Source organism: Microbispora bryophytorum (assembly GCF_043197435.1).
GTDB classification, from domain to species: Bacteria; Actinomycetota; Actinomycetes; order Streptosporangiales; family Streptosporangiaceae; genus Microbispora; species Microbispora bryophytorum.
In genome coordinates this window covers 348,397-367,196 of the sequence record NZ_JBICTF010000005.1, presented here as the reverse complement: position 1 = coordinate 367,196, position 18,800 = coordinate 348,397, and the positions used below count along the sequence as shown (strand labels likewise).

The 18,800-nt window shown below is 70.5% G+C and carries 17 protein-coding genes; 7 read left to right on the top strand and 10 right to left on the bottom strand.

The genetic code is table 11. From position 1 onward, the window contains the following. Positions 1 to 65: 65 nt before the first annotated feature. Entirely contained in the window at positions 66 to 629 is a 564-nt protein-coding gene (locus tag ACGFIB_RS19135) for a dihydrofolate reductase family protein (protein ID WP_357243033.1), read from the top strand. A gap of 169 nt (positions 630 to 798) precedes the next feature. Here ACGFIB_RS19135 and ACGFIB_RS19130 read toward each other — a convergent pair whose 3' ends face one another. Beyond that, positions 799 to 1,875 (bottom strand): RNA polymerase subunit sigma-70, encoded by a 1,077-nt coding sequence (locus tag ACGFIB_RS19130; protein WP_393373503.1) that lies wholly within the window; start codon positions 1,873 to 1,875, stop codon positions 799 to 801. A 285-nt stretch (positions 1,876 to 2,160) separates the two neighbouring features. On the opposite strand from ACGFIB_RS19130, the gene ACGFIB_RS19125 reads away from it, so the two are divergent. The 3 genes from ACGFIB_RS19125 (at position 2,161) to ACGFIB_RS19105 (ending at position 6,103) form a co-directional block, all read left to right on the top strand. Then, entirely contained in the window at positions 2,161 to 3,201 is a 1,041-nt protein-coding gene (locus ACGFIB_RS19125; protein WP_142571020.1) for a LacI family DNA-binding transcriptional regulator, read from the top strand. 459 nt (positions 3,202 to 3,660) lie between these two features. Continuing rightward, a complete protein-coding gene (locus ACGFIB_RS36700; protein WP_409348769.1) occupies positions 3,661 to 5,160 on the top strand; it encodes a cellulose binding domain-containing protein in 1,500 nt (499 codons plus the stop codon). 181 nt (positions 5,161 to 5,341) lie between these two features. Next, positions 5,342 to 6,103, top strand: coding sequence for a phytanoyl-CoA dioxygenase family protein (locus tag ACGFIB_RS19105; RefSeq protein WP_393373500.1), 762 nt, complete (start codon positions 5,342 to 5,344; stop codon positions 6,101 to 6,103). A gap of 85 nt (positions 6,104 to 6,188) precedes the next feature. Here the strand turns inward: ACGFIB_RS19105 and ACGFIB_RS19100 are convergent, their stop codons facing one another. Both ACGFIB_RS19100 and rox read right to left on the bottom strand, forming a co-directional pair. Then, on the bottom strand, positions 6,189 to 6,536 hold the full coding sequence (locus tag ACGFIB_RS19100) for a MerR family DNA-binding protein (protein ID WP_393373498.1): 348 nt from the start codon (positions 6,534 to 6,536) through the stop codon (positions 6,189 to 6,191). A 119-nt stretch (positions 6,537 to 6,655) separates the two neighbouring features. Then, on the bottom strand, positions 6,656 to 8,080 hold the full coding sequence (gene rox, locus ACGFIB_RS19095) for a rifampin monooxygenase (RefSeq protein ID WP_393374125.1): 1,425 nt from the start codon (positions 8,078 to 8,080) through the stop codon (positions 6,656 to 6,658). Positions 8,081 to 8,436: 356 nt separating this feature from the next. On the opposite strand from rox, the gene ACGFIB_RS19090 reads away from it, so the two are divergent. Then, positions 8,437 to 8,616, top strand: coding sequence for a hypothetical protein (locus tag ACGFIB_RS19090; protein ID WP_142571026.1), 180 nt, complete (start codon positions 8,437 to 8,439; stop codon positions 8,614 to 8,616). Positions 8,617 to 8,631: 15 nt separating this feature from the next. Here ACGFIB_RS19090 and ACGFIB_RS19085 read toward each other — a convergent pair whose 3' ends face one another. The 5 genes from ACGFIB_RS19085 to ACGFIB_RS19065 form a co-directional block, all read right to left on the bottom strand. Next, entirely contained in the window at positions 8,632 to 9,537 is a 906-nt protein-coding gene (locus ACGFIB_RS19085) for a TIGR03620 family F420-dependent LLM class oxidoreductase (RefSeq protein ID WP_393373495.1), read from the bottom strand. A 104-nt stretch (positions 9,538 to 9,641) separates the two neighbouring features. Continuing rightward, positions 9,642 to 9,974 (bottom strand): ArsR/SmtB family transcription factor, encoded by a 333-nt coding sequence (locus ACGFIB_RS19080; protein WP_357243013.1) that lies wholly within the window; start codon positions 9,972 to 9,974, stop codon positions 9,642 to 9,644. 58 nt (positions 9,975 to 10,032) lie between these two features. Next, entirely contained in the window at positions 10,033 to 11,244 is a 1,212-nt protein-coding gene (locus ACGFIB_RS19075; protein WP_393373493.1) for a L,D-transpeptidase, read from the bottom strand. Positions 11,245 to 11,383: 139 nt separating this feature from the next. After that, a complete protein-coding gene (locus ACGFIB_RS19070; RefSeq protein ID WP_393373490.1) occupies positions 11,384 to 12,193 on the bottom strand; it encodes an isocitrate lyase/PEP mutase family protein in 810 nt (269 codons plus the stop codon). After that, positions 12,190 to 13,314, bottom strand: coding sequence for a cytochrome P450 (locus tag ACGFIB_RS19065; protein WP_393373488.1), 1,125 nt, complete (start codon positions 13,312 to 13,314; stop codon positions 12,190 to 12,192). Before ACGFIB_RS19065 ends, ACGFIB_RS19070 begins: the two co-directional genes overlap by 4 nt. A gap of 316 nt (positions 13,315 to 13,630) precedes the next feature. Between ACGFIB_RS19065 and ACGFIB_RS19060 the strand changes: the two genes are divergently transcribed. Continuing rightward, positions 13,631 to 14,725, top strand: coding sequence for a hypothetical protein (locus ACGFIB_RS19060; RefSeq protein WP_142571030.1), 1,095 nt, complete (start codon positions 13,631 to 13,633; stop codon positions 14,723 to 14,725). 60 nt (positions 14,726 to 14,785) lie between these two features. On the opposite strand, the gene recD2 is transcribed toward ACGFIB_RS19060, so the two are convergent. Together recD2 and ACGFIB_RS19050 are read right to left on the bottom strand one after the other, a co-directional pair. Beyond that, entirely contained in the window at positions 14,786 to 17,041 is a 2,256-nt protein-coding gene (gene recD2, locus ACGFIB_RS19055; protein WP_142571031.1) for an SF1B family DNA helicase RecD2, read from the bottom strand. A gap of 86 nt (positions 17,042 to 17,127) precedes the next feature. Continuing rightward, positions 17,128 to 17,718, bottom strand: a complete 591-nt coding sequence (locus tag ACGFIB_RS19050) for a TetR/AcrR family transcriptional regulator (RefSeq protein ID WP_393373485.1) — start codon at positions 17,716 to 17,718, stop codon at positions 17,128 to 17,130. Positions 17,719 to 17,954: 236 nt separating this feature from the next. Here ACGFIB_RS19050 and ACGFIB_RS19045 point away from each other — a divergent pair, with 236 nt between their 5' ends. Further along, complete coding sequence (locus ACGFIB_RS19045; RefSeq protein WP_393373482.1) at positions 17,955 to 18,800, top strand: LLM class flavin-dependent oxidoreductase; 846 nt, start codon at positions 17,955 to 17,957, stop codon at positions 18,798 to 18,800.

Sequence of the window (18,800 nt, the reverse complement as noted above, 5' to 3'; positions counted from 1 at the left end):
ACCGATGAGGTTTCCGCGCCGCGCCCGTCTGTACGTGTGAGATCGACTCACGAGAGGCTGGCACGATGCGGAAACTGATCTTCGGCATGAACCTGAGCCTGGACGGCTACATCGCCGCGCCCGGCGACGACCTCGGCTGGGGCGTACCGAGCGACGAGCTGTTCCAGTGGTGGTCCGACCGGGTGGGGGCGACCGGCCTGGCGCTGTACGGGCGCAAACTGTGGGAGACGATGAGCTCCCACTGGCCGACCGCCGACCAGCAGCCCGGCGCCACACCGGCGCAGATCGAGTACGCCCGCCGCTGGCGGGACATGCCGAAGGTGGTGTTCTCCTCGACGACCAGCACGGTCGACTGGAACACCCGCCTGGTCACCGGCGACGCGGTCACCGAGATCACCCGGCTCAAGGCCGAGGACGGCGGCCCAATGGACATCGGCGGCGCCACGCTCGCCGGGGCCGCCATGCGGGCCGGGCTGATCGACGAGTACGCGCTGGTCACCATGCCGGTCCTGGTGGGCGGCGGCACGCCGTTCTTCACCGCGCTGGACAGCTGGGTGAACCTGCACCTGGTCGAGACGCGGGCATTTCCCGGCGGCGTGGTGCTGACCCGATACGAGACGAGGCGATGAGGGAACCCTCCCCCAGGCCCTTCCTCGCGTTCCAAGTGAGCAGCAGAGAGGAGGGCGACGGCGTCGTTGATCCTGACGATGATCGTCGGGCATGAAGACGCCCCGCCGGCAACGCCGGCGGGGCGGTGGTGTTCGCGTCGCCGCGTTGGTGTCCCGCTGGCCGGGGTGCTCATTCGGCGGTGGCTTCGGTGACGGCGGCCCGTGCGCTGGACTCGGCGACGACGGGGCCTTTGTTCGATGACAGTGTCGGGGGCAGGCCCAGCCATGGTTTGCCGGTCGCGTCGAATCCGGTGAGCTCGGCGAGCTTCCCGTCGACGATGTGCAGGACCGCGATGTTGAACAGCCGGTATTCCGGGTCGTCGGGGGTGCGGAGGTACAGCACGGCGGCAGGCATGCGGTTGACCGTCGTGGCGATGCAGCGCCAGTCGTTGTAGCCGCGCTGGAAGAGCCCATTGGAAACCCAGCCGTCCACCGCGTCCTTGGCCGTGACGCTCAAGGTGCCCGGCTCGGGCAGCATCGTGAAGCGCAGGTCGTCGCGCAGCAGGGCCATCAGCCCGTCGAGGTCGTTGCGCTCATGGGCGTCCATATACGACTTCACCGCGCCGCGCTCGTCATCCGACAGCTCGTGCGTGGCAGGGCTCCGCCAGTCGAGGCGGCGGTCGGGCAGCTGCTCGCGCATCGTCACGCGCGCCCGCTGCAGTGCGCTGGTCACCGATGCGACGGTCAGTTCGAGGGCGTCGGCGGCCTTCGACGCCGGCCAGCCGAGGACGTCGCGCAAGATGAACACCGCCCGCTGCCGCGGCGGCAGGTGCTGGACGGCGACGATGAACGCCAGCTCGATCGTCTCCCGAGCCACCACCGACTCCTGTGGGTCCTCCGGGAGCATCCGGTCCGGGTAGGGCTGCAGGTAGCGCATTTCCGAGCCCGCGCCCGGCAGCTCGGCAGGCACGGGTGTGCGGTCGTTGCGCTTGTCCAGGAAGTCGAGGCAGGCGTTCGTCGCGATCCGGTACAGCCAGGTCCGCAGCGCAGCGTGGCCCTTGAACGACTCCCGCTTGTGCCACGCCCGCAGGAACGTCTCCTGCGTCATGTCCTGGGCGTCCTCGTAGTTCGCGAGCATCCGGTAGCAGTGCACCTGCAGCTCACGCCGGTGGCGCTCCGTGATGAGCGCAAACCGCGCTGCGTCACGTGAGCGGGCCGCCGCGATGAAGGCGGCCTCGTCGTCGCCCAGCGGTCTGTCGTCGGTCATGGTCGTCAATCCTTCCGCGGGTGGCGAGGGGCTGCCAGAACTGACGACGTGGCGGAGGATTTCTGAGCGGTGAAGCCGCTGACACCGGGCCGTTCGTCGGGAACGTTCACCGGGGTGGGTGGAGCGGAGCGGGCTTCGCGAGGACCCGAGGTTCCTTCTGGCGCAGTGACCGGCCAAGGTTCGTGGACACCCCATGAGAAAGGATTTCGCGCCGCTCATAATGGTATTTCTGGCGAATGATTCCGCAATTTTCTTGACTGCTTCTATTCTTCGTAGAATCTCGGTGTGACCGCTACCCCCCACGACCCGTACGCGGCCCCGCGTCCCCGCCCGGAGGTCACGCTGGCGCATATCGCGAAGCTGGCCGGCGTGTCCGCCCCGACCGTCTCCAAAGTGATCAACGGCCATCCCGGTGTGGCGGCCGGCACCCGCCGCAAGGTCGAGGAACTGGTGCAGGAGCACGGCTGGCGGCGCCGGCCGGACGCGGTCGACTCCAGTGCGGTGGTGGAGGTCGTCTTCGAGTCCCTCGACAGCCTGTGGGCGCTGGAGCTGATCCGGGGCATGGACGAGGTCGTCCAGGACCGTGGCATGATCCTGGGCCTGACCGACATGCGCGGTCGGCGCTCCCCGCACTCGGGCTGGATCGACCAGGTGCTGGCCCGCCGCCCGCTCGGGGTGATCGCGGTCTCGGCCGACCTCAGCGAACGCCAGCGGGCCCGGCTGGCCAGCCGCTCCATTCCGCTGGTCGCCCTGGACCCCCGCGGCGAGCCCGACCACCGCGTCCCCTCGGTGGGGGCCACCAACTGGAACGGCGGCCTGGCCGCCACCCGCCACCTGCTGGAGCTGGGCCACCGCAGGATCGCCATGATCAACGGGCCGGACACGCTGATGTGCTGCCGGGCCCGACTGGACGGCTACCGGGCCGCCCTGGACTCGGCCGGCGTCCCGGCCGATCCCGGCCTGGTGCGCACCGGCCCGCTGTATGTGGAGGGCGGCCGCACGCAGGCCCAGGCGCTGCTGGCGCTCGCGGATCCGCCGACCGCGATCTTTGCCGCCAACGATTTGCAGGCCCTGGGGGTCTACCAGGCCGCCCACCGGGCCGGGCTGCGCGTTCCCGAGGACCTGAGCGTCGTCGGGTTCGACGACCTGCCCCTCGCGCAGTGGGCGGACCCGCCGATGACCACCGTGCGTCAGCCCTTGCAGAAGATGGGGACCAGCGCCGCCGAGATGGTGCTGGCCCTGGCCTCCCGCGCAGCCCCGGTCGAGGACCGGGTGGAGCTGGCCACCCGGCTGGAGGTGCGCTCCAGCACCGCTCCCCTCCTCTGACCCAGGTTTACCGGCCATCCGCAGGCCGGCCCAGGAACGAGTGTTTCGTGCAATTTTCAGAAGCATTCATTCCATTATCCGCGTTCACCTGCGGAAACGGTCGCCACAACCAGCGTGGGGTGTTCGCCGCATAGCCCGCTGTTTCACCATTTGGGCACGCGAACTCCCAGAACGCCCTAAGGGGTCAATGGTGAACAGATCAACATCCCCGCGCGCGGCGGCGCCGGTAGTCCGCATCCGCGGTCATGATCGTCCATTGGAGCCGTCGAAACACCGTCGGCAGGGAGCAGCGGCCACAGACCCTTCCTGCGCACGGGCCCGCCGCGGCCGCCGCCCCCGCCGGAACCAGACCCGAAGCGCCGACGAGCGGCCGACGGCGCGAGTGGCGCGGGCCGACGGACCTGATCACGCGGATATCCGCGTGACCCGATCGGATCGCGTCACATCCATGGAGGACATATGAAACACCGGATCGAGTTCGGGCGGCTCCGAACCATGGTCATCTTCGTCGCCGGTCTCCTCGTGTGCGCGGCGCTGACCATCTCCCCGCAGGCCGCCACCGCGGACGCCTCAACCAAGTACCTGGGGGTGTTCCGCGAGACGAGCCCCTCCCAGATCCTCTCGGGAACCGTCAGCCGGTACGGGGTCACCCCGGCCAGCGTCCAGTGGTTCGACAGCTGGGCCACCGGCAACGCCTTCAACGCGGCCGAGGCCAGGGCCCTGTGGAACCAGGGCGTCATGACGCACTTCACCTGGGAACCCTGGAACCCGGCTCTCAGCGTGAGCGACTCCAACCAGATCCACCTCCAGGACATAGTCAACGGCAAATGGGACAGCTACATCAGGGCCCGCGGCGCGGAGTTCGCCTCGGTCGGCGCGCCGATCATGGTGCGCTGGGGACACGAGTTCAACGGCGACTGGTACCCCTGGGGCGTCGTCAACAACGGCAGCAACCCCGCTCTGTACATAAGCGCCTACCGGCGGGTGCACGACCTGGTCGTCGCCGCCGGCGCCACCAATGTCCAGTGGGTGTGGTGCTTCAACAACAGCTCCACCCCCAACTCCTCCTTTAACGACCCCGGGCAGTCCTACCCCGGTGACGCCTACGTCGACTGGGTCGGCATCGACGGCTACAACTGGGGCCTCGGCCCGTCCTGGGACCCCTCTGGCAACTACTGGACGAGCTTCGACTCGATGTTCGCCAGCCCCTACGCCAAGGCACGCTCCGTCGCCCCGAAGCGCCCGGTCATGATCGGCGAGGTCGGCTCCAGCGAGGACGGCGGCAACAAGGCCCAGTGGATCAACGACATGGCGTCCGTCCTGCAGTCGGGCCGCTACCCCGACCTGAAGAACGTCGTCTACTTCGACCAGGACAAGGAGGAGCGGTGGTCGGGCACCTCGTCGTCGGCCGTCCAAACCGCTTTCACCTCGTGGGTCAACCAGACCTACATGAGGGGGACGGGAACGAACCTGGCCAAGGTGGCCGCGGAGTACAAGGGAACGTCTCCGAGCCCGTCACCCTCGCCGTCCCCGAGCCCGTCGGTTTCACCGTCCCCGAGCCCCTCACCCTCAGCCTCGCCATCAGCCTCGCCGTCCCCGAGCCCGTCGGTTTCACCGTCCGCGAGCCCCTCGGCTTCGCCGTCGGCGAGCCCGTCGCCGGTCGGCGGCGCGTGCTCGGCCACCTACACGACGATCAACTCGTGGCCCGGCGGATTCCAGGGCGAGGTGACGGTACGCGCCGGGACCTCGGGGATCAACGGTTGGGCGGCACGCTGGACCTTGGCCGGCGGGCAGACGATCAGCCAGCTCTGGAACGGCACCTTGAGTGTCAGCGGTTCCGCGGTGACGGTGAAGAACGTGAGCTGGAACGGCTCGCTGGGCGCGAACGCCTCCGCCACGTTCGGGTTCCTTGCCAACGGATCGCCGGCATCGCCCACGGTCACCTGCACCAGCCCGTGACCCGACGAACGCCTCATCACGCCGTCAGGCCACCTCGCACCGACCCGGTGGCCTGACCGGGTCGCCTGCATCGACGGCACACCCGCCGCGGAACGTCGCGCCGCGAGGCGTCCGGGCTCGGCGGGTGAGGCGCCGGATAAATCGATCGACACCCGGCGCCGGAGCTCGCTAGCGTCCGGCCATGGCTGTTTTCACCGATGCCGACCTCGACCGCTTCGTCGCCGAGGGCTTCCTCAAGGTGGAGGAGGCGTTCCCGCGCGAGACGGGGGACGGGATCAGGGATCTGCTGTGGCGGCAGATCGGCCTGTCCCCCGACCGGCCGGAGGACTGGACGCAGCCGGTGGTGTGGGCCGCCCCCGACCCCGCCGGGCAGGGCCCGTTCGGGGAGGCGATGCGCGGCCCGCGTCTTGCCGAGGCGCTGGACCTCGTCGCGGGCAAGGGCGGGTGGGTGCCGCGCGGCACCATCGGCAACACGCCGGTCCGCTTCCCCCACCCCTCCGACGCCGGGGACACCGGCTGGCACATCGACCAGAACGACCCCGGCCCGGCCGGCGCCTGGGGGACCGTCGCCCTCGCGTCCCACACGATGCTCGTGCTGGTGTTGCTGTCCGAGGTCGGTCCCGACGACGCGCCCACCCGCATCAGGGTCGGCTCCCACCTCGACACCGTCCGCGTCCTGGAGCCGCACGGCGCGCAGGGGCTGGAGTTCTTCGCCTCCGGCCCGGTGCTGGACGAGGCGACCGCGCATCGGCCCGAGACCCGCGCGACGGGACTGCCCGGCGACGTCTACCTGTGCCACCCGCACCTCGTCCACGCCGCTCAGCCCCATCGCGGCACCCGGCCTCGTTTCATGTCCCAGATTCCGTTCTTCCTGACCGAGCCGCTGACCTCCGGCGACACCACCCCCCTCGCGCGGGCCGTACGGCTCGGGCTCGGCGGCTGACCGGCGCGGCTTCGGGCCGCACTACCGCGTACGGCGGCGGGCACGGGCCGCTCCCAGCGGCTCTCGGCGGCTCTCGGCGGCGAGGTCAGTGCGAGTGGGTCTCTTCGTGAGCCTCTTCGAGAGAACGCCCCTCCAGGATCGCCCCGACTCCACTCGCGAAGTTGGAGCACTCGAAGATGTCCTCGTGCGGGCAAGCCAAGCCGTGGGCGATGGCGGTGCGGGCCACCTGAGCCCGGGCGATCCGTTGATCCAGCTCGGCGAGCTTGCGGTGGTACAGCTCCCGCCAGCCGTCGCCGGCCGGCGACCGGGACGCGACGAACGTCTTGACCTCGCGCAGCGTGAAACCGACATCCCGCAGCATCAAGACCACACCGACCAGCCCGACCGCCGACGGCGGATAACGCCGTTGGCCCGAGACCCGGGCCGGCTTCACCGGCCTGCGGGTCGAGACCCTCGACCTCGACCCGCCCGTCACCTGCGTCCTCGCCGCCGATCCAGCCGGCAGGCCGTCATGACCGCCAGGACACGCGAGATGACCGGTGCCCGGGAGGGTCAGCCGGCGGGCGTGCCGAACCAGTGGGAGAGGTGGGCGTCAAGATCCTGCTGATCGTCGCCGATCCAGGCGACGTGGCCGTCGGGGCGTAGCAGGACGCATGGGACGTCCAGCGCCGCGGTGGGATCCGCGAGGTAGTCGATCCGGTCCGACCAGCCGCCGGCGCTCAGGCGTCCGGTGCGGTCCAGCAGCAGGCCGCGGCCGCGATGCAGCAGATCGTAGAGGCTGCCCTGTTTCACGTCGATGTCGCGCAGGCGGCGGCCGAGCAGGTCGGGGCCGTCGCCGAAGTCGTAGCGGATGCCGATCGCGGTGATCTTCTCGATCAGATGGCGGTTCACCACGTCGAAGTCCATCAGTTCGCTGAGCAGTCTGCGTACGGCCTGCGGGCCCGGTTCGGCGGACAGCAGTTCCCTCTGGGCGCGGGTGTTGTCCAGCACGTCCTCGGCGACCGGACGGCGTTCGGCCTGGTAGGTGTCCAGCAACGCTTCCGGCGCCCAGCCGCGGATCTGCGCGGCCAGTTTCCAGCCGAGGTTGACCGCGTCCTGAACGCCGAGGTTGAGGCCCTGTCCGCCGATGGGCGGATGGATGTGTGCCGCGTCGCCGGCCAGCAGCACCCGCCCGGCCCGATACCGTTCGGCCAGCCGGGTGGCGTCCCCGAAGCGGGACAACCAGCGTGGGGAGTGCACGCCGAAATCCGTTCCGGCGATGGCGCGCAGCGCGTGTTCGAAATCCTCGAGGGTGGGCGGTTCCGCGCGATCGACGACTCCCACGGCGGGGACGACGACGCTGTAGACCCCACCGCCGAAGGGCCTGAGCCAGAACGGTTTGCGGGTCTCGTTGATCTCGGCCACCTTGGCGGTGATCTCCTCCTGCGGCACACCCACTTCCATCTCGCCCATCAGCGTCTCGGTGCGGGAGGGCTCGCCGGGGAAGCCGACGCCGAGCAGTTTGCGCACCGTGCTGCGCGCGCCGTCACAGCCGACGAGATAGCGCGTACGCAGCCGTTCCCCGTCGGCCAGCTCGACGGTCACCCCCTCGTCGTCCTGCTCGAAACCGGTCACCGCGCGACCACGCCGCACCTGCGCGCCCAGTTCGGTCGCATGCTCCTCAAGCAGGCGTTCGATGACCGGTTGCGGGATGCCCAGCAGATAGGCGTGCGCGGAGTCCAGCCCTTGGGGCGCGGGTTTGTCGATGGCGGCGAAGAAGCCGCCGGCCGGACGCCGTCTTGCATGCGGGAGAACGCGCTCCAGCAGTCCGCGCATCGCCATCAGCTCGATACTGCGAATGTGCAGACCGACGATGCGGACGAACGACTTGGGCTCGGTCTCCTTCTCCACGACGAGCACCCGCATGTCGTGCAGCCGCAGTTCGGCGGCCAGCATCGCGCCGGTCGGCCCGCACCCGGCGATGATCACGTCGAACACGGGTGCGCGATCGGCGTCGGTGGCGGGTGCCCGGACAACTGCGGGGACCTCGCCCACGGTGAAGTCGCGATCGGCCATGTCGCTCGACGACGGCTCGGCGGTGAACTGAGAACGCATAGGTGTTGCCTTTCGGGAGTGCCGTGATGGCGAGGCACTCCCGGCGACACCTACGTCAATCGCCCGGCCGTGACGGGAAGGGGGAGCACCCACGTCGATGCAGCGTTCATGGGTCTCACCTCCTCGGACGGTGTCACGGTAGACCGCACGCTACAAGCCCGGGCGTGATCTCGTCCAATCCTTTTTCCGGCCCTCCGATCAGCAGATGGGCCGGGCGACGCGGGTAGTAGTCTGCGTTCATGTTCCACCGCAAACCCCTCGAAGAGCGCATCGCCGAGCGCGTCGCCAAGCGGCCTCCGCTCAAGGAGGGCAAGCACTTCGAGCACCGCCCCGCGCTGATCGTGTTCTGCGTGGTCATCGCGCTGGTCGCGCTGAAGATCGTGGGCGCGTTCGCCCTCATGAAGTGGGGCGTCAAGTAGGACCGCGGCTTCCCCTCACGCCGTGCGGCGGACGCCGGTCCCCTGGGGAAGCAGCGCGTCGCCGAGCATCCGCCAGTACGGCATCGCCGACCGCCCCGGCTCGATCCCGATGACCTGGATCGCGACGTGGTCGGCGCCCGCGTCGAGGTGCGCGCGGAGCTTGGCCACGATGGTGTCGAGGTCGCCCCAGAACACCAGGTCGTCGATGAGACGGTCGCTGCCGCCGCCCGTGATCTCCTCATCGGCGTACCCCAGCCGCCGGAACTTGGCGATGTTGTACGGCGTGTTCAGGTAACGGTGGAGGTGCTCGCGCGCGGCCGCACGGGCCCTGGCGGGGTCGGACTCGAACAGCACCGCGTGTTCGACGCCCAGGAACGCGTCCGGCCCGAGAATCTCCCGCGCCTGTGCGGTGTGCGCCACGGTGACGTGATAGGTGAGCGCGCCGGCGGAGCGGTCACGGGCCAGTTCGAGCATCTTGGGCCCGTACGCCGCGAGGATGCGGCGCATCGGCGTCCGCGGCAGCGGGTTGGGCGTCGTCAGCCCGTCCATCTCGTCGAGGTAGCCGGCCATCGCCGCCAGCGGCGTGATCCCCGGCCGCGGCACGCCGCCGAACCCCAGGCCCAGCACGTGCCGCCCGGGGTAGGCGTCGGCCAGGAGCAGCGCGGCGCCGTACGCCCTGGGGGCCTCGCGCGACCAGATCTGCGCGATGCCGTTGACGACGGTGATCCGCCGCGTGCAGGAGAGCAGGTAACCGGCGTGCGTGAACGCCTCACGCCCCGCCAGCTCCGGGATCCAGAACGCCGGCCATCCCCGGTCCTCCAGTTCCTGCACCGACTCGCGCATCAGCGCGGTCGGTTGGTGCTCGAAGTCGAAGGTGTAGATCCCGAACCTGCCCAGGTCCAGGCCGTCGAGGTCGCCCATCGATGATCTCCTCGCGCTCGTCTCCGCATCAGTACATATCGAAGTATCGCAGATTATCGATATGAGGTGCGATGCGGAGTCCCTCGTCGTGCGGCGTCGCGGTTCTAGAGCGTCTCCATCAAGGTGGCGAAGAGCTGGGCGATGCGCTGATCGTCGCGCTTGTAGTGGGTCCATTTGCCCACCCGTGTGGCCTTCACCAGGCCCGCCCGTTGCAGCTCGGCCATGTATGCCGACACCGTCGACTGTGCGAGTCCCGCCCTGGCCTGGATGTGGCTCACGCACACGCCGACTTCGGCCGGATCGGCGATCGCCTCCTCCAGCGGGAAGTGACGCTCCGGCTCACGCAGCCACATCAGCATCTGCAACCGCACCGGGTTCGACAGCGCGCGCAACGCGTCGACCAGCCCGGGATCCGGTGAGATCGCAGTCTCCTCCATGAACCCAGGCTACAGCTCCCCCACCGATAGTTCGCATTTCCTCGATGTGATCGAGGAATCACGATTCCAGCGCGCTGCCCTGCTGCCACTTGCTGAACGGCATCTGCCAGAAGCCCCAGCCGTTGTTCCACTCCAGGATCCGGCTGGTGCCGACGATCTTCACGACGTCGCCCCGGTGGAAGTTGTCGTAGAACCACTTGGCCTGGGAGGGGCTGGCGTTGACACACCCGTGGCTCACGTTGGCCCGGCCCTGCGAGCCGACCGACCAGGGCGCGCTGTGGACGTACTCGCCGCTGTTGGAGATCCGCACGGCGTGGTTGACGACCTCCTTGTAGTAGCCGGGGTCGCCTTCCTTCTTGCCGGGGGAGATCATGGTGACGGGGTTACCGCGTTCCATGGTCAGGTGGATGCCCGTGGTGGTGGTGTACTCGCGGGTGGTCGCCATGCCGGCGCTGATCTTCATGGTCTGCACGACCTTGCCGTCGCGCCGGACCACCATCATGTGGCTCTTGGTGCTGACCGAGCTGATCCAGGCCGCACCGATCTTGATGGTCGTCGTGTGGTCCTCGAGGCCGTAGGTGTCCGGCCCGGCCTTCACGCCGGTCAGGTGCGCGGTGAACTTCACCTTCTGGTGCGCGGGCCAGTATTTGGACGTCCGGTAGATGACGTACTGGTCGTCGATCCACCGCCACGCGCCCTTGACCGGCTTCTCCGCGTCCACCTCGAGGGCCTGCTCCACGGCGGCCTTGTCCTGCACCGGCGCGTTGAACCGCACCATGATCGGCATGCCGACGCCGACGGTCTCCCCCTTGATTCCGGGCGTGACGTCCACGACCTCCAGCCCGACCTTGGGCTTGAGCGTGGTGAAGCGGCTGGTCGCGGTCGCCGGGCCGCCCTTGCCGGTGGCCTTGGCCGACACCGTGTACTTGGCGGAGGGCTTGAGCGGCTCCTTGGAGGTCCACTTGGTGTGGGTGGAGTCGAACTCACCCTCGACCGCCTCGTCGCCCGCCTGGACGACGACCTCCTCCAGCTCGCCGTCGGCGGCCGTGACGACCACGGTCTTGTCGGGGCGCACCTTCGCGCTGCCCGTCGCCGGGCTGATCGCGATCTTCGGGGCGGGGACGGCGGGCGCGGTGTCGCCGGAGTCTCCGCCCGCCGCACCCGGCGTGCCCGGCGTGCCCGACCCGCCGGAGCATGCCGACAGAGCCGCGGTCAGCGCCACGGCGACTGCGGCGATCGGCCACCTCGAACGACTTCCAGTGCTCAGCACAACTACTCCCCCATGAGCGCGAAGGGCACCATAAGACCTTATGCGGGGTTGCCTCCTATGTTGGCATTTTCTCCAGGGCTCAGGTCACATTTCGGTCGCTTCTTCGGTGGACGCGTCCCTGTAGACGGTAAGGTGCACGTCAAGACTGATCAAGTGGCGAGTCAGCACCCGCTGCGGCGAGGGCCTGCACATCCGCGTACGACGGAAGGCCCGTGGGCATCTGCCCGCCCGCGGCGACCGCCCGGGCGGTCTCGGTCACCGCGTGCAGGGCGGCCCGCAGCAGCAGCGACCCGGTGCTGATCCGGCGGACGCCGAGCGCGGCCAGGCCGTCGACCGTGTGGCGGCCGGGCAGGAACAGCACGTTGAGCGGTAGGTCGACCGCGTCCACCAGTGCCCGCACGTCGTCGTCGGCGGCGACCCCGGGGACGAACACCCCGTCGGCCCCGGCCTCGGCGAAGGCCCGCAGCCTGGCGACGGTCACCTCCAGGCCGCCGGCCCCCAGCCAGTAGGTGTCGGTGCGGGCGTTGACGAACAACCGCGGCGCCCGCGACTTGACCGCCGCGATCGTCTCGCACCGCTCGGCGAGGTCCGCCAGCGTCCCGGCCGGCCGGCCGTCCTCGATGTTGACGCCGGCCACGCCGAGGGCGGCGAGTTCGGCGGCGATCTCGGCCACCCCCTCCGGCGTCTGCGCGAAGCCGCCCTCGATGTCCACCGACACCGGGCACGGCAGCCCGGCCAGTCGCCGGGCCAGTGACAGCGTCTCCGCCGCGGTGTCGCCGGTCGCGTCGGGTTTGCCCGCCGCCGCGGCGACGCCGAGGCTCGTGGTCCCGATCGCGGCGAACCCGGCGACGGCCAGAACGGCCGCCGAGGCGTGGTCCCAGGCGTTGGGCAGCACCAGGGGACGCGGTGCATGATGCAGAGCCCGGAACGTCTCGGCGTGGGTGGTCATCGGGGTCCTTCCGTGGTGGTGGCGCCCTCCAGGTAGAGACGGGCGGGCACACGCAGGTTCGGCGACGGCTCGTACGGAACCTGCTCGTACGGAACCTGCTCGTGCGGATTCGGGGGGCCGGCGAGGCGGTGCGCCAGCACAGCCTCGACGACGCCCGCCGCCAGGGCGAGCGCGGCCCGCTCCCCCGGGCAGGGCCTGATCCCGCTGCCGAAACCCAGATGCCCGCCGCCCCCGCCGCCCGGCTCGAAACAGGCCGGGTCGAAACCGCCCGGCAGGAAACGGCCGGGGTCGAAACGGTCGGGGTCGGGGAAGACGTCGGGGTCCCGGTTGGCCGCCGCCAGGTCCAGCAGGAGGACGGCCCCCGCGGGCACACGCACTCCCCCGGCCGCGGCATCCTCGGCCGCCACCCGGCGCGTGAGCCGTACGGGCGGGTCCCACCGCAGGGTCTCGGCGAGCAGCGCCTCGACCGGCCACCGCGCGGACAAGCCGGCGGACAAGTCAGCGGACCAGCCGGAGGGCGGGCCGGCGGGCAGGCGGGCCACGGCGACGAGGGTGTTGCCCACCAGGCCCGCGGTGGCGTCGCACGCCTGGATCAGCGCCCCCGCCACCGCGGCCAGCAGGCCGGGCTCGGGCTCCTCCCCGTCGCCCAGCGCCGCCGCGAGCACGCCCACCGCCGCATCCCCCGCGGGCGCCGCACCCGCGGCAGGCGGGAGGTGGTAGGCGGCGGCCATTGCGGTCACCGCGGCGACCACCTCCTCCCGCCGGTCCTCCGGGACGCCGAGCCGCGTGGCGAGGACGCCGACGGGGACCCGGCGGGCGATCCTGGCCATCACGTCCACACGGGCGCCGCTCGCCAGTTCGGCGCCGGTCCGCTCGAACGCCTCCCGGCGCAGCCGTACGGGGTCGAGGGCGCCGAGCATCCCCGTCACGCGCGCGCGGCGGCGGCCGTGTTCGGCTCCATTGCTGAACCTGCTCACCGCTCCCCGCAGCCAGGCCATTCCCGTTCCCGGTCGCGCGGCGGGGGCGGCGGGTACCAGAAAGCGGGGATCGGCGAGCACGGACCGCACGTCCGCGTGCCGGATGAGCCGCCGTTCCGGTACGGCGGGCGGATCTACTGTCATCGGTGGCCGGGGGCCGTGGAGGCCGCCCCCTTCCCCCCTTTCTGTGGTGCTCGTCGCCTCCCCGGCAGGCTAGGGCCGTGATCCTTCGGCAACCGTCGAAAGATGAACGTTTCACGCCTAAATGTGCGCTGTGCGGCGTATGGGCCTTTGGGTCTTCTCAAAGATCGGCCCGCGGGTTATCACAGGGCAGGAGGGTTGATCGTGATCCCCGCGCCCTTCTAGAACGTTCCACCGCTCCACGACCGGGCACCACTCGCCGGGCATCCGGCGTCGGCATCTCGTACGCCCACTGGGCACCACCGCGATGGAGGACGGCATGCGCCTGTTACGCAACGTGTTCACTCGATTACTTCTACTGTTCGCGATGGTCGCCGCCGGCGCCGTCGCCGGGTCGGGGACCGCGAACGCGGCGGTTCCCGACGCGTGGGGGTTCGCCTACGTCGACACCAGCTCCGGCGTGCCGAACCTGTCCTACCAGGCGGGCAGCTGGACATCCGGTGCGGTCTCCGTCACGCCCGGCGTTCCCGGGGAGTACTTCGTGCGGTTCCCGCAGATCGGGATCCCCCAGGGCGGCGGGATCGCGCACGTGACCGCGATCTCGCAGTCGGCCGAGTGGTGCCAGATCGAGAAGTGGGGCCAGGTCGGCACGGACGAGATGGTGGCGGTGCGGTGCTACCGGTACGGCGGCGGCCCGGCCAAGGCGCTGTTCTCCATCGTCTTCGCAAGCAGCAGCGGGGCGCTGTTCTCCGCGGCGCAGGCGTTCGGCTACGTCTTCTGGAACGGCAGCTCCATCGGCTCCGACTACAACTCCTCGCTCGGGGTGAACTCCGTCTTCCACAACGCCACCGGTGACTGGACCGTCTGGCTGCCCGGTCTCGGCTCGTCCGTGCAGGCGGGGAACATCCAGGTCACCGCGGTCGATTCCGGGCAGCCGGCGCGGTGCAAGGTGGGCGCCTGGAGCTGGGCGACGTCCGGGCAGAAGATCCAGGTGCTGTGCCACGACGCCACCGTCAACCCACTCGACACCGGCTGGACCCTCACCTACCAGCGCGAGCGGGCCATCACCGGAGCGTTCGCGCCGCCGAAGCTGTTCGCCTACACCTTCGACAACACCCCGGCCAACCCCGGGCCGTACGCGCCGGTGCCCCCCGCGATCAACTTCAACTACCCCGGCGCGGTCAACACGATCCAGTCGGCCGGGACCGGCCTGCGCCTTGTGACCTTCCCCAAGGTCGGGGCGTTGCCCAACGACGTGCAGGTCACGGCGTACGGCCCCGGTCCGGGGTTCTGCAACCTGCTCACCTTGTGGACGACCTCGGGTTCGACCGCCGTTGTCCGTGACGTCGCCTGCTACAACGCCACCACCAGGGTCAACCAGGCGTCGTTCGTGACCTACACCTCGGTGTACTGACGACCGACGGCAGGGGCGGGCGCGCCGGCCCGGATCATGAAAGATCAGGGCCACGAAAGATCAGGGCACGCGGAGGCGGTGGGTCAGCCCCGTGTGGCGGCGGCCCGCCCCCCGCGTGCGTACGGCCTGGCCGAGCGCCCGCCGCGACCCGACGATGACCACGAGCTTCTTGGCCCGGGTGATCGCGGTGTAGAGCAGGTTGCGCTGCAGCATCATCCAGGCGCTGGTGGACAGCGGGATGACCACGGCCGGATACTCGCTGCCCTGGGAGCGGTGGATGCTGACCGCGTAGGCGTGGGCGAGTTCGTCGAGCTCGTCGAAGGAGTAGTCGACGTTCTCGTCCTCGTCGGTCAGCACGGTCAGCTTGCTCTCCTCGGGGGCGATGGCGGTGACGACGCCGACGGTGCCGTTGAACACCCCGGCCGCGCCCTTGTCGTAGTTGTTGCGCAGCTGGGTGACCTTGTCGCCGACGCGGAAGACCCGCCCGCCGTACCGGCGCTCCGGCATGCCCTCGCGGGCGGGGGTCAGCGCCTCCTGCAGGGCGGTGTTGAGCGCGCCCGCACCGGCAGGGCCGCGGTGCATGGGCGCCAGCACCTGAACGTCCCTGCGGGGGTTGAGCCCGAATTTGCCGGGAATGCGGCGGGCGACCACGTCCACGGTCAGGGCGGCGATCTCCTCGGGTTCCTCGCAGGGGAACAGGAAGAAGTCGGGGAAATCCCGGACCAGGGGGTGCTGGCCGGTGTTGACGCGGTGGGCGTTGACGACCACGCCGGACTCCTGTGCCTGGCGGAAGATCTGCGTCAGGCGCACCCGGGGGATGCCGGGGGCGGCCAGCAGGTCGCGCAGCACCTCTCCGGCGCCGACCGAGGGAAGCTGGTCGACGTCGCCGACGAACAGCAGGTGCGCGCCCGGGGCGACCGCCTTGGCGAGCTTGTTGGCCAGCAGCAGGTCGAGCATGGACGCCTCGTCCACCACGACCAGGTCGGCGTCGAGGGGGTTGTCGCGGTCGAAGGTCGCGTCCCCGCCGGGGCGCAGCTGGAGCAGCCGGTGCACGGTGGTGGCCTCGTGCCCGGTCAGCTCCGCCAGCCGCTTGGCCGCCCGGCCGGTCGGGGCGGCCAGGATGACCTTGGCCCGTTTCGCGCGGGCGAGGGTCACCACCGAGCGCACGGTGAAGCTCTTGCCGCAGCCGGGGCCGCCGGTCAGGACGGCGACCTTCTCCGTGAGCGCGAGCCGTACGGCCTGGGCCTGCTCGGGGGCGAGGTCGGCGCCGGTCCGGCCGCGCAGCCAGTCGAAGGCGGCCGGCCAGTCCACGTCCTCGAACGCTCCGAGCCGGTCGTGGCCGGAGGTCAGGAGGGTGCGCAGCGTGCCGGCCAGCGACAGCTCGGCGCGGTGGAAGGGGACGAGGTAGATCGCGGGGACGGTGCTTTCGCCGTCGTCCCCGTCCCGCTCACCGTTTCCCCTGGCCGGGACCTCCTCGCGGACCACGCCCTCCTCGGCGATCAGCTCCTCCAGGCACGCCGAGGTCAGGTCGGGCGGCACCTCCAGGATCTTGACGGCGTCGGCGACCAGGTTGGGGGCGGGCAGGAAGCAGTGGCCGTCGTCGGCGGCCTGCGACAGCGTGTAGCGCAGGCCGGCCTTGACCCGCTCGGGGCTGTCGTGCGGGATGCCCACGGCCTGCGCGATGGTGTCGGCGGTCTTGAACCCGATGCCCCACACGTCGTCGGCGAGCCGATAGGGCTCCTTGCGGACCACGTCGATGGAGTCCTCGCCGTACTGCTTGAAGATGCGCACGGCGATGGAGGTGGACACCCCGACGCCCTGCAGGAAGATCATCACCTCTTTGATGATCTTCTGTTCCTCCCAGGCGGCCGCGATCATCTTGGTCCGCTTGGGCCCGAGACCGGGGACCTCGACCAGGCGCTTGGGCTCCTCCTCGATCACCCGCAGCGTGTCGGTGCCGAAGTGGTCCACGATCCGCTCGGCCATCTTCGGGCCGATGCCCTTGATCAGCCCGGAGCCGAGGTAGCGCTGGATGCCCTGGATCGTCGCCGGCAGGACGGTGGAGTACGACCAGACCTCGAACTGCCTGCCGTACCTGGGGTGGGAGCCCCAGCGGCCGGTGAGCCGCAGCGACTCGCCCACCTGCGCCCCGAGCAGTGGGCCGACGACGGTCAGCAGCTCGGTGCCGGACCGTTCGGTGGCGACCCTGGCGATCGTGTAGCCGGTCTCCTCGTTGGCGTAGGTGATCCGCTCCAGCACGGCGTCGAGCTGCACGCCGGGCGGCCTGCCCGCGGCGCCTCCGGGAGGATTCGTCATGGGTCGCATTGTCTCCCAAACGGCGGGACCCGCCCGACCGGAACCCGCGCCGCCGGGGACGGACCCCGCGCCCGGCGTCCGGGCGGTCAGCGCGGCAGGCGCAGTCCTGCGATGAGCAGTCCGGCCAGCCGGCGTGCGTCGTAGTGCGGGTCGTGCTCGGCGCCGATGCAGAGATTCCCCACGCCGCGCATGAGCTGGATGGCCGGGATGTCGGAGCGGATCTCGCCGACGGCGGCCGCGGCGTCGAGCAGCCGGGCGCACACGGGCACGAGGCGGTCGAGGAAGTAGGCGTGCAGGGCGTCGAAACCGGCGTCGTCGGAGCGCAGCACGGCGGCCAGTCCGTGCTTGGTGACCAGGAAGTCGACGAAGAGGCCGATCCAGCGCTCCAGCGCGGCGTACGGCGTCGCGCCGGCCTCCAGCAGGGCCGGTCCCGCCTCGGCGCAGGCTTCGACCTGGTGCCGGTACACGGCGATGATGAGATCGGCTCGCGTCGGGAAGTGGCGGTAGATCGTCGCCGTCCCGACACCGGCCTTGGCCGCGATGTCGCGTACGGGCGCGTCCACACCTGAGGCGACGAAGACCGCGGCGGCCGCGTCGAGCAGGGTCTTCTCGTTGCGCTGTGCGTCCGCCCGTTTGGGCCGGGCCGCCCGCTCCGCGCCCCGGTCGCTGTCGTTCATCGCGCGGCTCCCTCCGTCGCCCGGCTTGCTAAACGGGACACTGTTTCGTATCGTCAAAACGGAACGCGGTCCCGCTTGCTCATCATGCCAGAGCGGCGGGCCGGCGACCAAGCCATGCGCGTCGCCCCCGCGTATCCCTCCCAGATGAACGACGGCGGCGCGCGCCCCACTCCGGTGCCGCCGGTGCCGAAAGGACCGATCCGATGCCGCATTCCCTTCACCCCACTTTCGGGGTCATGACCGCCCCGCAGCAGGTCACCTACCACGACGTCCTGCGGGTCTGGCGCGAGGCGGACGCGATCCCGCAGATCGAGCACGCGTGGCTGCTCGACCACCTCATGCCGATCGGCGGCGACCCGGACGGGCCGGCCTACGAAGGCTGGACGCTGCTCGCGGCCCTCGCCGCGCAGACCCGCCGACTGCGGCTCGGCGTGCTGGTGACCAGCAACCGGTTCCGGCCGCCCGCGATGCTCGCCAAGATCGCCGCGACCGTCGACGACATCTGCGGCGGACGGCTCGACTTCGGCATCGGCGCCGGCTCACGCCCCGGCCACCCTCTGGCCCGGCGTGAGTACGACGCACACGGCCTGCCCTTCCACGACGCCGCGCACGCCGTGGAGAGCCTCGCCGAAGCATGCACGGTGATCCGGCGGTTGTGGACCGAGGCCGAACCGTTCGACTTCGACGGCGCCCACGTCCGGCTCACCGGTGCGTTCTGCAGCCCCAAACCCGTCCAGCGCCCCCATCCGCCGATCCTCATTGGCGGACGCTCGTCCCCGACGCTGCGCGTGGCCGCCGAACACGCCGACCTGTGGAACATCCCCGGCGGCGACATCGACGACGTCGTCGGCCGCAGCGCGCTGCTCGACCGCTACTGCGCCGAGATCGGCCGCGACCCCGCCTCCATCACCCGCTCGATCCACCTGCCCGTCTCCTACGACCGGCCCGGCCCCACCCGGGACGCGATCGGCGAGGCGATCGACGCCGGTTTCCGGCACATCGTCCTCGGACTGCCATCGCCCTACCCCGCCGGCGTCGCCCGGTGGGTGGCCGACGAACTCATCACCTCACGAAACAACTGA